Origin of the sequence: Niabella yanshanensis, assembly GCF_034424215.1 — a bacterium.
Lineage (GTDB): Bacteria > Bacteroidota > Bacteroidia > Chitinophagales > Chitinophagaceae > Niabella > Niabella yanshanensis.
Genome location: NZ_CP139960.1, coordinates 2,962,265 through 2,974,512 on the forward strand (window position 1 = coordinate 2,962,265; position 12,248 = coordinate 2,974,512).

The window sequence follows — 12,248 nt, forward strand, 5'->3', positions numbered from 1 at the left end:
TTCGTCTTGCAGATTGAAATAGAATACTGAAAATTAGCACTATTTGGCGATTCCCGAAAAGGCTATTTTAAAAACTTTCCTATGACAGGTAATTGGGCGAATTCGCGTTTTTCAACACGAAGAATAAAGAGGAAATAAAGCACAAACAAAATTGTCGCCACTCCATAGTTCACCCAAGAGGTTGGAAACTGCTCCTTTACCAAATAGTGGATCGTATAAAATATTACGGCAATAATAATATAAGCAATCAGTTTATTCTTCGCATAAGGAATACGATAGTTTTTTTGTCCCCACACATACGATACCACCATCATGATACCATAACAGGCAAACGTAGCCCAGGCACAGGCAACATAGCTATAAGCCGGGATAAATAAATAGTTGATTAATAATGTAACCCCGGCTCCAATAAGGGTAATATAGGCGCCCGCGACAGTTTTATTCCCTAACTTGTACCAGATACTTAAATTATAGTAGATACCTAAAAACATATTCGCCAGCAGTAAGATAGGAACTACTTTCAGGCCCACCCACATGGAATGGTCGGTTATGAAATATTTCCATAAATCAACATAAAGCATAACGAAAAGAAACATCAGGCACAACGTTATTACAAAAAATTTCATCACGCGTGCGTAGGTTCGCGGGGCATTTTCACTGGTAGATTGTTTGAAGAAAAACGGCTCTGCCCCCATTCGAAAAGCCTGAACAGATAAGCTTATTAGCAAAGAAAGCTTGTAGCAGGCAGCGTATATTCCCACTTCAGCTTTTGCCGCGTCTTCTGAACTAACCGGCGCCCACCAACCTAACATAATACGGTCAAAGGTTTCGTTGATCATACCGGCAAAACCTGCAACCATTATAGGAAGACCATATAATACCAATTGTCGCCAAACAATCTTATCAAACTTCAGGTTAAAGCTAAAGAACTCTCTAGAGAGCAACAGCAAAGTAACAATGCTTTGAATGAGATTAGCCACAAAAACATAACCCACTAACCACTCCTTATCAAATAAAAAAGCTATAAGGCTATCGGGTTTCTCTTTGGCAATTTGCGGACAGACACTTAAAAAGAAATAAAGAGCTCCCATATTTACTAGGATTCCGAATATCTTCACAAAAGCAAATTTCCTGGGTTTGCCATCGAGCCTGAGCTTTGCAAACGGAATGGCGCTCAAAGCATCAAAGAATATAATGCCCGACGCCAGGAGCACATATTCAGGGTGAGCTTCTACCATTAAAATTTTAGAAATAGGCACATGAAACCCTATCAGCAACATACATAGCAGCAGGGAAGAAGATATAAGAGAGATGCTGGAAGTATTAAAAACCGTTTTTTTATCCTGGATTTGTGTAAACCTGAAAAAGGCGGTCTCCATCCCATACGTAAATATTACGTTCATAAATGGAATATAGGAGTAAAGAAGGGATTGCTCTCCATACCAAACCTTGCCTAACCACAAAATGAGGAAAGGGGTCAGCAGGTAATTAATAAACCTTGCTGCTATCGAACTTGCTCCATACCAAATAGTTTGTCCTGCCAGTTTCTTAATGCCGCTCAAACGATAAAAAATTATTCATGCAAATTTAAAGTACTTAAAATAAAACAACGAGTTAATATACCTTTGCCGGGATCGTTTATCTAACTCAAACACATTTTATGTTGAAGCAACTGGCAATATTAGCAGGATTAGGTATGTGGGCTACCCATATTTCGGCTCAGGCTTTTGAAGGAAAAGTAAAAAATGGCAGAACTGAGGAACCGGCTCTTGTAATGGTGTATGATTACCCCGAGACGATTGTAGAAAATGCTTTGCTTGCAAAACTGGCAGACAAGCAATTATCAGGAACCGTTACCAAAGAGTCGTTCAGACTGTACGCTAATGCGGTGCTGGACGAAGTGAGCAAAAGCAAACTGGATTATTATTTTAAGCTGGAGGGGAATGGTAAAAAAACAGAGCCCAGGACAACCCTATACTTAGTGATGCATGGATCGGGCGATATCGAAGGAGCATCGGAACTTTCTACCCGGGGTAAAACTTTCCTGGAAAAAATGGCTGTCAATGTAAAACGCAGCAGCGATATCATGGAGATCAGAAGGCAGGAAGCCATACTGGTGGACGAAGAAAATGCGCTTTCCGACCTTCAAAAAACACAGAAAGATCTTGAAGAGCAATTACAGGCCAATAAGACCAAGCAAGAGACGCAGCAAAAAATAATTGCCTCCCAAAAAATGCTGCTGGACGACCTTAAAGCTAAAACGAATTAGTAAACCGCCTTTAATGTACCGTTGAGGTATTTCAGATAATACAATTTCTTGTTTTCGTAATGGCTTATTTTACCATTCTGGTAATCGGGTTGTATGTCCATATCAAAGAAAGTCCTGTATTCTGATCCGGACAGTTTTTTACTGATATCTTTTCCATAACGGTTCAACAGGTGGCCAAAACGGTAGGTAAGCCCATAGCCCCTGAACACCAGGTCGCTGGGAGCCGCGTACATTTTTTTAGTATAATAGGTAGTAATGGAGCGGCTGGTAGCATCTGTTTTGGGGTTGAAAAATGGTGTGCTGTAAATAATTTCCACTCCTTTGTATTCGGGCTTGGCCAGGCTGATATTTTCCCAGGTAGGCATACCAATTACAGTTACTGATGCAAAGTTTTTGGCATTGGTGGCTAACTGCTTAATAATTTTACTTCCAAACTCGGTATCCAGTGACCCTACCACATACAGACCTGCCTGTGTGGGCTGGGTAGTGGCGCCTAATGCTTTCAATGCTATATCGTCATTTATCTCCTGGAAGCGGATTTTCACTGAATCTTTATAATACTTATTTAATGTTTCCAATACCGAACGGATATATGGATCAGAACTCGTTTTACGGGTAATTACTGTTACCTGCCGCCCGGCATAATTCTTTTTCATGTAGTTATACAACCCTTCTAGTTGGGTTTGTATGGTTGGGTTCAATACCACGAAATAAGGATTATTGGTTGCGTTGGCATCATTAGGTACTGTGGCATTCAACACGGTTATTTTTTTATCAGCACCCAGCCTGGCCAATGTTGTTAACTCTGCCAGGCTACAGTTGGCTATAATCAGCTCTACGCCGTCGGCGGCACATTTGCTAAATTGCTGTTCCAGCGTTTCTCTTTTAGACTTGGAGTCATACACATACACATCCAGCGGAATATTCAATGTATTCAGTGAGTCGATAGCCAGCGCGGCACCGTGATAAAACTCCAGGCCGTTGATAGAAGCCTTTGGAAAGGTTTTGCCTGAATATTTGTAACTGCCGGCATTATCAAACGCCTCATCAATATAAAGAGGTGTAAATATCGCCAGCTTATGGCGTGCTCCGTTTGTAACCGGCTGCGCGAAAACCGAAACAACAGCAATAACAGCTAAAAAACTTAGAAGCGTTTTCTTCATGGTAAGGTTTATTTGTTTAGTTGCCTTTTACATGATCCGTTTTACGCTGCTTGCAGGTATAACGGATCATCCAACCGGTTATAGCCGGTTCGGGCTCATGTACTTTGTTTTTGGGCAGCAAATAGATGCATCCCGCAACATCAACAAGAACATCAATTGCTATTCCCACTCAATAGTAGCGGGAGGTTTGCTGCTTATATCGTACACTACGCGATTTATGCCACGTACGTTATTAATGATTTCGTTGCTTACATCAGCCAGGAAATCGTAAGGTAAATGTGCCCAATCTGCCGTCATACCATCCACACTGGTCACTGCACGCAAAGCCACCGTAAATTCATACGTACGCTCATCACCCATTACGCCTACACTTTTTACCGGTAGTAAGATCGTTCCTGCCTGCCAAACCGTTGCATATAATCCCGTTTCTTTTAAGGCATTCGTATAAATATGATCTGCTTCCTGCAATAATCGCACCTTTTCTTCGGTTACTTCTCCCAGGATCCTGATTGCTAAGCCCGGACCCGGGAAGGGATGACGATCAATCAGGTTAGCAGGGATGCCCAGTTCACGACCTACTTTTCTGACCTCATCTTTGAAAAGATAACGCAGCGGCTCTACCAGTTCCATCCTCATGGTAGCCGGCAAACCACCTACGTTATGGTGCGATTTGATGGTTACCGAAGGACCGTGTACAGAAACGCTTTCTATCACATCGGGATAAATGGTGCCCTGCCCTAATAATTCAATATTCTCCAGTTTAGCCGCTTCCTGTTGAAATACTTCGATAAATAAGCGACCAATAATTTTTCTTTTTGACTCCGGATCCGCATTGTCTTTCAACTCATTGTAAAACATCTGGCTGGCATTTACACCGGTAACGTTCAGACCCAGCTGCTTATAGGTTTCCAATACATCCTCAAATTCATTCTTACGTAATACGCCATTGTCTACAAATATACCGTGCAGGTTGTCGCCAATAGCTTTATGAATTAAAGTGGCCGCTACGGTACTATCCACACCACCGCTTAGCGCCATAATAACCTGGCGGTCACCAATTTGTTGCTTTAATGCCGCCACCGTATCTGTAATAAAGTGGGCCGGTGTCCAGTCCTGGGCACAGCCGCATATATTTACCAGGAAGTTTTTTAAGATCTGCTTTCCTTCAGTGCTGTGATATACTTCGGGATGAAACTGAAGGCCATATAAAGGATTGGTATCCTGCTTATTTCTAAAAGCCGCAACAGGGATGCTCTCGGTAGTAGCTAACACCTTGAATCCTTCAGGAAGTTCGAGGATACTGTCTCCATGACTCATCCACACCTGGCTTTTAGTGCTTACACCCTGCATCAGCACATCTGTATCGTCATTTACCGACATGGAGGCGCGGCCGTATTCGCGTTTACTACTCTTCTCTACACGTCCGCCATAGGTTTTGGCAGTCAGTTGCGCGCCATAGCAAATGCCTAATACCGGCAGCTGTTTTACGATATCTTTTATACCGATAACAGGCGCATTTAGGTCGTTTACCGAAAACGGAGAGCCTGAAAGGATAATTCCCTTTAAATTGCTATCGATTTCAAATGGTTTTGAATAGGGTATAATTTCGCAGTAAACATTGGCTTCACGTACTGCCCTTGCAATAAGCTGGGTATATTGGGAACCAAAATCGAGAATAAGTATCCTTTCCGTCATAGTGCGGCGAAGGTAATATTAATTTGAGATTCCAACCCGATCAACCAGGGCAAGTTTTTCAATTTCGATTTGATTTTATAAATAATAAATATCTTAACAATTTTAGATAACTCTTAAACAGATAATATGAAACACTTAGGCTTAATATTAATAGCTGCTTTTGCAATCAGCTCCTGCAATATTATTGACAGCGAACGCGTTAAAGGCAATGGCAAGCTTACCACCAAAACCTATGATCTTAAAAACTTTTCTAACCTCGACCTGGGCTCCAGCATGGAGGTCCATATAACCCAGTCTGATACCTACAGTGTAAAAATTGAAACCGATGAAAATCTTTTTAACTACCTCTATGTTAGGGTGAACGATGGCAATACTTTGGAAGTTGATGTAAAGGACAATATTAATTTAGATGCCAGTGGGGAGGTTAAAGTGTACATTTCTGCACCCTCATTGGATAAGATTGACCTTTCAGGGGCGGCACAATTGCAAACAGAGGGCAAATTTGTACAGGAGAAAAAAATAGAGTTTGATCTTTCGGGAGCCTCCAGCGGCAATATTTCGGTTAGAGCGCCCCAGGTGGATCTGGAAGCATCCGGCGCCAGCACGTTAACAGTAGATGGAGAATGCAGGGATGTAAAAGCCAGCGCTTCAGGCGCTTCTACGATCAACTCATTTGATTTGAAATCGGAAAATGCCGACATCGAAGCATCTGGTGCCAGTACCGTACATGTATTTAGCAGCCTGAAGTTGAATGCCAGGTCGCATGGAGCCAGCTCGGTTAAATACCGCGGAACCCCCCAGGTGACGCAGGATGTTAGCGGGGCCAGCAGCGTGGGAAAGGACTAAAGGAGATCACAGTTGATAGGTGACAGTTAACAGCTGTATTAATGTAAAATTATTTTTTATCAGAATGACCCAGGCTCATGCCTGGGTTTATTTTATCCCGCAGGAGCTGCTTCAACTCTTTAATCTCCATAAATCCTCCATTGGCTTTACGATCAAATACCGCCTGATCGTCTACATAAATAACAAATATGCCACTTGTAGTTCCTGGTTTGAGGGTCACGGCTTCAATAAAGTCCCCGAAAGTAGTTAAAAACTCCTGTGCCATATAAGCAGCCCGCAGCATCCAGCCGCATTTGGGACAATATTCTATGATAATGGTTGGTTTCATTTTATGTGTAATTTCTCAAATTCTATATAAAACTAAAGATTTCCTAATTCAATTATCGCTATTACTAAATGTTGCGCGTAACACAAGTTTCAACTGATTAGGTTTGCAGAAAGCAAATTATATGAAAGAGCTTACGTTAAGTAAGATGCTCACTTTTCTTTTTACACTGGGAGCATTAAACCTATCCTATGGTCAGAATATACAAGATTATCAGGGTGGAATTACCGGAGGAACAATTAGTTTTAGCAGTAAGACAAATACTCGCCAGTATGCTTTTGGACTAAGCGTACACCCGGTCCCCTATAGTGGCCTCAAAGGAAAGTTTTATATTAACTACCCAAAGAATGAAAACCGCAAGCAAACCAATCTCCATTATTTTCCAGGTGTAGAAAAAATCAGGATTAGCCTTCATATTGATACTGCAGTTTATAATATTGACGATATGCGTTATTTTATAATGGACGGTGACTCCACTATCCGGGTCGACTGGAGCAAACCGCCTCGAAAAGGGCGCTGGCAAGCTCAGGAAAATGGAGAAAGCACTACCACTGTTTTTTTAGATAATATAGAATGCAATAACAAAGTACTAACCATCAAATTATACAGTATTAAAAATCCTGAGAGCATTCTCACAACGATTGTGAGCACAAAAATTTTAGAGAACCCTTTATTATATAGTGTGACTGCTCTTAGCAATTTAGATGGTTTTTCTAAAAGAGAAAAAAGAGGCAAGCCCTCGCTTAGCAGGCGAACCCCACTTAATCTGAAAAATGCCTCCATTAATAACGATATTAATATAAGTGGTGTAACCTTGGTTTTGCGACCTAATAACTCTATTTATTTTTTCAGAAGCTATCTCATTCGAGAAGAAAAAGGCAACGCTGACACAATAAATCTTCATTTGAACTGGAGTTTAAAAGAGTATAAAAGCTTCGAGGGGTACCCTCCGGGAGTTTACTCCGCCAGCCTAACTGGATTTACGACAAAGCCGGGCAAATACAAAATATTGATCACCACAGCAGACTACGGAATTGAATCAGCTCAATATGGTATAAGAGAAGAAGGATCTCCAGCGAATACCTTTCCGCCTGCTTATACTGAGATGGAATTTGAAGTACTTCAGCCCTATACATTCAGTTTAGTTTCTGTTTTTCTGATCATAGGTGCACTCATGGTTTGTGTTTGCCTATGGGTTCTTTACTCAAAAAAAAGACAGCAAAAGAAAATATTAAAAGAGCAGTTAGCCAACAAAGAAGTCCAACTTAATCTGCAATCTATCCGGTCTCAGCTCAATCCCCATTTTATTTTCAATGCACTTTCGGGAATTCAAACGCTAATGAACAAAAATGAAACGGATACAGCCAACGAATACCTCGCTAAGTTCGCCAGATTAACACGGCGGGTTCTGGACGATGCCGGTAAAGAGCAGGTGAGCCTGGCTGATGAAGCAGCGCTTTTAGATGACTACCTGAAGATGGAACAATTGAGATTTGGCTTTCAATACAACATCACTATAGATGATAAGCTCAGTGAGGATATACAAATCCCGGTGATGTTGCTGCAACCCCTGGTAGAAAATGCGGTAAAACATGGTATGGTTGAAAAGAAAAAAAATGGCGTTATTGAGGTTGGCTTTTCAAAAAATGGTGATAACCTGGTTTTAAAAGTAACAGATAACGGTGAAGGATTCGACAAAGAAAGCCTCGTTAGCGGTAAGGGATTGGAACTCACGAAAAACCGGGTATCTTTATCCAATACCATTTATAAAAATACACCTTTGAGCTTTGACATTGAACCTACAACAGCCGGTACTGCAGCCACCATTATTCTTAAAAACTGGTTATCATGAACGCGATCATTGTAGACGATGAACCCCACAATATTGACAACCTGCAAATCCTGTTGCAAAGACATTGCCCCGGTATCGGGGTTATTGGCAAGGCAGATAACATTGACGAAGCATTTAACCTTATCAGTACCCAAAAGCCGGATGTGGTTTTCCTGGATATCATTTTGGGAAAGCAAACGGGGTTTGACCTGCTCGCTCAGTTACCGGTGAAGGACTTTGAAGTGATTTTTGTTACTGCGTTTGATCAATATGGGGTTCGTGCTGTAAAATCGGCCGCACTGGATTATTTGCTGAAACCCCTGGATATAACCGAGCTAAAAGCAGCCGTTGACAAAGCATCTGAAAAAATAAAACTAAGGAAGAAGAACACCCAGCTCGATTTCCTGATGGACTATATTACCCAGCGGGGAAAAGCTCCGGCCAAAGTTGCGCTGCCTTTAAGAAATGAAGTACGTTACATCGAAATCAGTCATATCGTTCGTTGTGAAGCTACCAATTCATATACCTGGTTTTACCTGACCAACAAGGAAAAGATACTGGTATCGAAATCATTGAAAGAGTATGACGACCTGTTTAATACACAGGGTTTCATCAGGTGTCATCAAAGTCACCTGGTGAATATATTTTTCGTCAGAAGCCTGCTAAGAGAGGATAGCGGGGTTTTATTGATGCAGGACGGCGAAAAAATCCCCATTTCAAAAGCAAAAAAAGAGATGGTAAAGCTGGCGCTTTTAAAAAGCAATCAATAAACAGTTCTGTACGTGCGCATACACTACATGGTTGAAATGTTGAAAAGGGGAATCCTCGTCAACATTTCAACCTGTTAACTAATCAACTATCTCCTGCTATAATTAGGCGCTTCTCTAGTTACAACCACATCGTGTGGATGACTTTCGTTCATACCTGCATTAGTAATGCGTACAAACTGTGCTTTCTTCAGATCTGCAATACTTTTGGCACCGCAATATCCCATACCCGCACGCAAACCACCTACATATTGATAGATCACTTCTTTTAGAGAGCCTTTAAAAGCCACGCGGCCTTCAATGCCTTCCGGTACAAATTTCTTTACATCATCTTCGGGATCCTGGAAATAACGGTCACTGCTACCGGTTGCCATAGCGCCCAGGGAACCCATGCCTCGGTAAGCTTTAAACTTACGGCCTTCGAAAATGATCGTCTCGCCAGGGCTTTCTTCGGTGCCCGCAAATACGCTTCCCATCATCACACAATCCGCTCCCGCTGCTAATGCCTTAACCATATCGCCGGTATATCGAATACCGCCATCAGCAATCAAAGGAATGCCTTTTTTGGAAAGCGTTTTGGCCGCTTCCATAATGGCGCTTAATTGTGGCATACCGGCACCGGCTACAATACGTGTAGTACAAATAGAACCAGGGCCAATACCAACCTTTACGGCATCGGCGCCCGCTTCTGCCAAAGCCAGCGCGCCGGCGGCTGTACCTACGTTTCCGGCTACCACGTTCAGCTTTTTAAAATTCTTTTTTACCTTCTTCAAAGCATCGATCACGCCCTTTGTATGGCCATGTGCACTGTCCAATACCACCAGGTCAACACCTACCGCCTGCAATGCACTGATCCGATCCAATACATCTGCCGTAATACCGATTCCCGCACCTACCAGCAATCTTCCAAAAGAATCTTTGATGGCATTAGGGAAACTGGTTACCTGTAAAATATCGCGATAAGTAATTAACCCTACCAGTTTGCCTTGCTTATCTACAACAGGTAATTTTTCTATTTTATGTCTGCGCAGGATGGTTTCCGCTTTTTTAAGATCGGTGCCTGCCGGCGCTGTTACCAGGTTTTCGCTGGTCATTACTTCTTTTACCTTCCTGGCCGGATCCTGTTCAAAACGCAGATCCCGGTTGGTTAGAATACCTTTTAATTTATGGTTGCCATCAATAATAGGTATACCTCCGATCTTATTTTCTTTCATCAGCCTCAAGGCATCACCAATCGTTTCATCTTCTAAAAGCGTCAACGGATCTAAGATCAAACCACTCTCACTTCTTTTTACTTTACGCACATGGGCAGCCTGCTGCTCAATGCTCATATTTTTATGCAGTATGCCCAGGCCACCTTCGCGCGCCATGGCTATTGCCAGCGCTGCTTCGGTTACGGTATCCATTGCTGCGGATAAGATGGGGGTATTTAAAGTAATGTCTTTGGTAAGACGGGTCCGTATGTCAACATCTCTTGGTAACACTTCGCTGTAAGCCGGTACCAATAGTACATCGTCAAACGTTAAACCTTCTAATGCTATTTTGGGGGAATTTGCAGTTGCTGCAGGATTATTTCTTGTTGCCATGTGCAAAATTAAGGGAATGACAATGAACTGGAAAATCGAAAATGAAGATTACGCATAATTCAGCCAGCCAACAACCTTCTGCCCGCAGTTTTTGTTATGAGTCAGTCGCTTGTAAAGCACCGGCATTTGTCAGGCATTTGTCCATCTTTTAGATAGGCTTTATATTCTCGAACATCTAACCTACATTTGCCGGATAACAACGTGTTGATACACTCTTTTAAGAGTAAAACCTTTAGCATGCAAAGAGATTTAGAAAACAGAAAGCCCCAGGCTACCATACTATTCATTTTTGGTGGCAGCGGCGACCTTAACCAACGCAAACTAACTCCTGCCCTGTTCAATTTAAGTATAGATGGACTGATGCCGGAAGAATTTGCCATTATTGGTACCGGTAGAACAGATTATAGCAATGAGAAATTCAGGAACCATTTATTCGGTGGTATTAAAGAGTTCTCCCGTCGTAAAGAAAATCCTCCCGGTAGCTGGGAAGCTTTTTCTGAACATATTTCTTATTTAAGAATGGATGTGGACCAGCCAGCATCTTATGAGCCTATCAAAGAGATTATTGAAAAATATGAAGCAGATTGGGGCACTTCTGCAGAAGTGATCTTTTACCTGGCGGTAGCACCACAGCTGGTACCTGAAATCACCACTAATCTTCATGGTCTGCAATTAGACAAATCGAAAGATTGCATGCGCATTGTGGTAGAAAAGCCATTTGGGCATGACCTGAAGAGTTCGAAGGAATTAAATAAACTCCTGACCGATATGTTTGACGAAAGCCAGATATATCGTATTGACCATTATTTAGGAAAAGATACGGTGCAGAATATCCTGGCACTTCGTTTTGCCAATGCTTTATTTGAGCCTTTATGGAACAGCAATTATATTGATCACGTACAGATCACAGCTTCAGAAACAGTAGGTGTGGAAGATCGTGGCGGTTATTACGAACGCTCGGGCGCATTGCGTGATATGGTGCAGAACCATATTTTACAGTTATTGTGCATGGTAGCCATGGAAGCTCCCGTATCGTTCAATGCCGATGAGATCCGTAATAAGAAATCGGATGTTTTGAATGCGATCCGCAAGATCAAAAAGGAAGATGTACAGAAATACGCCGTTCGCGGCCAGTACTCGCAGGGATGGATGCAGGGTAAGGAAGAAAAGGCATACCGCGATGAGAAAGGAGTCAATCCGAACTCGGGTGTTGAAACATTTGCGGCAGTAAAGTTTTATGTGGATAACTGGCGCTGGCAGGGTGTGCCTTTTTATGTACGTACCGGTAAATTCTTAAAAGAAAAAACCACGCTGATCACGATACAGTTTAAAGAAGGGCCAAAATATGCGTTTCCTCCGGAAGCATCTGAAACCTGGCGTTCCAACCGGCTTACCATCAGCATACAGCCTGAAATGGATATCCGCCTGCGGTTCCAGGCTAAACGCCCCGGACAAACCATGTCCTTGAACCCGGTAAACATGGTGTTCAGCTATAATGAAACCTTCCAGGAGCCTCAACCCGAAGCTTACGAAACCCTGCTACTGGATGCGATGATGGGTAACCCTACCCAGTTTATGCGTGGCGACCAGGTAGAAATTGCCTGGGAAGTAATTGAGCCTATACTGGATACCTGGGAAAAACGCCCGCCGGTAGACTTCCCTAATTATGCCCCGGGAAGCTGGGGGCCTGAAGACGCCGAAGCGTTGATTGCGAAAGACGGCAGAAACTGGATCACTTTGCCTCCGGGAAAAAAGGAGCACTAAAT

General features: G+C 42.5%; 10 protein-coding genes. 5 read left to right on the forward strand and 5 right to left on the reverse strand.

Annotated features, from left to right (window positions below; translation table 11 throughout):
* Positions 1 to 62 precede the first annotated feature (62 nt).
* Entirely contained in the window at positions 63 to 1,403 is a 1,341-nt protein-coding gene (locus U0035_RS12290; protein ID WP_245957657.1) for an oligosaccharide flippase family protein, read from the reverse strand.
* 257 nt (positions 1,404 to 1,660) lie between these two features.
* Between U0035_RS12290 and U0035_RS12295 the strand changes: the two genes are divergently transcribed.
* A complete protein-coding gene (locus U0035_RS12295; protein ID WP_114790080.1) occupies positions 1,661 to 2,269 on the forward strand; it encodes a hypothetical protein in 609 nt (202 codons plus the stop codon).
* Here U0035_RS12295 and U0035_RS12300 read toward each other — a convergent pair.
* Both U0035_RS12300 and guaA read right to left on the reverse strand, forming a co-directional pair.
* Positions 2,266 to 3,432, reverse strand: coding sequence for an ABC transporter substrate-binding protein (locus U0035_RS12300; protein WP_114790081.1), 1,167 nt, complete (start codon positions 3,430 to 3,432; stop codon positions 2,266 to 2,268). The two genes, U0035_RS12295 and U0035_RS12300, sit on opposite strands and share 4 nt — an antisense overlap.
* 159 nt (positions 3,433 to 3,591) lie before the next feature.
* Positions 3,592 to 5,127 (reverse strand): glutamine-hydrolyzing GMP synthase, encoded by a 1,536-nt coding sequence (guaA, locus tag U0035_RS12305; RefSeq protein WP_114790082.1) that lies wholly within the window; start codon positions 5,125 to 5,127, stop codon positions 3,592 to 3,594.
* 126 nt (positions 5,128 to 5,253) lie between these two features.
* Between guaA and U0035_RS12310 the strand changes: the two genes are divergently transcribed.
* Entirely contained in the window at positions 5,254 to 5,973 is a 720-nt protein-coding gene (locus U0035_RS12310; RefSeq protein ID WP_114790083.1) for a head GIN domain-containing protein, read from the forward strand.
* Positions 5,974 to 6,022: 49 nt separating this feature from the next.
* Here the strand turns inward: U0035_RS12310 and U0035_RS12315 are convergent, their stop codons facing one another.
* Positions 6,023 to 6,301, reverse strand: coding sequence for an Rdx family protein (locus U0035_RS12315; RefSeq protein WP_114790084.1), 279 nt, complete (start codon positions 6,299 to 6,301; stop codon positions 6,023 to 6,025).
* 103 nt (positions 6,302 to 6,404) lie between these two features.
* On the opposite strand from U0035_RS12315, the gene U0035_RS12320 reads away from it, so the two are divergent.
* Entirely contained in the window at positions 6,405 to 8,150 is a 1,746-nt protein-coding gene (locus tag U0035_RS12320) for a sensor histidine kinase (RefSeq protein ID WP_327138690.1), read from the forward strand.
* Positions 8,147 to 8,899, forward strand: coding sequence for a LytR/AlgR family response regulator transcription factor (locus U0035_RS12325; protein WP_114790086.1), 753 nt, complete (start codon positions 8,147 to 8,149; stop codon positions 8,897 to 8,899). Before U0035_RS12320 ends, U0035_RS12325 begins: the two co-directional genes overlap by 4 nt.
* 86 nt (positions 8,900 to 8,985) lie before the next feature.
* On the opposite strand, the gene guaB is transcribed toward U0035_RS12325, so the two are convergent.
* Entirely contained in the window at positions 8,986 to 10,482 is a 1,497-nt protein-coding gene (guaB, locus tag U0035_RS12330; RefSeq protein ID WP_114790087.1) for an IMP dehydrogenase, read from the reverse strand.
* Positions 10,483 to 10,719: 237 nt separating this feature from the next.
* Between guaB and zwf the strand changes: the two genes are divergently transcribed.
* Positions 10,720 to 12,246 carry a glucose-6-phosphate dehydrogenase gene (gene zwf, locus U0035_RS12335; protein ID WP_114790088.1) on the forward strand — a complete coding sequence of 509 codons (1,527 nt, stop codon included), beginning with the start codon at positions 10,720 to 10,722 and terminating at the stop codon, positions 12,244 to 12,246.
* Positions 12,247 to 12,248: the final 2 nt, after the last annotated feature.

Excerpts from the sequence above, each read along its gene's own strand:
- U0035_RS12310 (WP_114790083.1), top strand. The coding sequence starts at position 5,254 with ATGAAACACTTAGGCTTAATATTAATAGCTGCTTTTGCAATCAGCTCC.
- guaA (WP_114790082.1), bottom strand. The coding sequence starts at position 5,127 with ATGACGGAAAGGATACTTATTCTCGATTTTGGTTCCCAATATACCCAG.
- U0035_RS12290 (WP_245957657.1), bottom strand. The coding sequence starts at position 1,403 with ATGAACGTAATATTTACGTATGGGATGGAGACCGCCTTTTTCAGGTTT.
- guaB (WP_114790087.1), bottom strand. The coding sequence starts at position 10,482 with ATGGCAACAAGAAATAATCCTGCAGCAACTGCAAATTCCCCCAAAATA.
- U0035_RS12300 (WP_114790081.1), bottom strand. The coding sequence starts at position 3,432 with ATGAAGAAAACGCTTCTAAGTTTTTTAGCTGTTATTGCTGTTGTTTCG.
- U0035_RS12325 (WP_114790086.1), top strand. The coding sequence starts at position 8,147 with ATGAACGCGATCATTGTAGACGATGAACCCCACAATATTGACAACCTG.
- U0035_RS12295 (WP_114790080.1), top strand. The coding sequence starts at position 1,661 with ATGTTGAAGCAACTGGCAATATTAGCAGGATTAGGTATGTGGGCTACC.
- zwf (WP_114790088.1), top strand. The coding sequence starts at position 10,720 with ATGCAAAGAGATTTAGAAAACAGAAAGCCCCAGGCTACCATACTATTC.
- U0035_RS12315 (WP_114790084.1), bottom strand. The coding sequence starts at position 6,301 with ATGAAACCAACCATTATCATAGAATATTGTCCCAAATGCGGCTGGATG.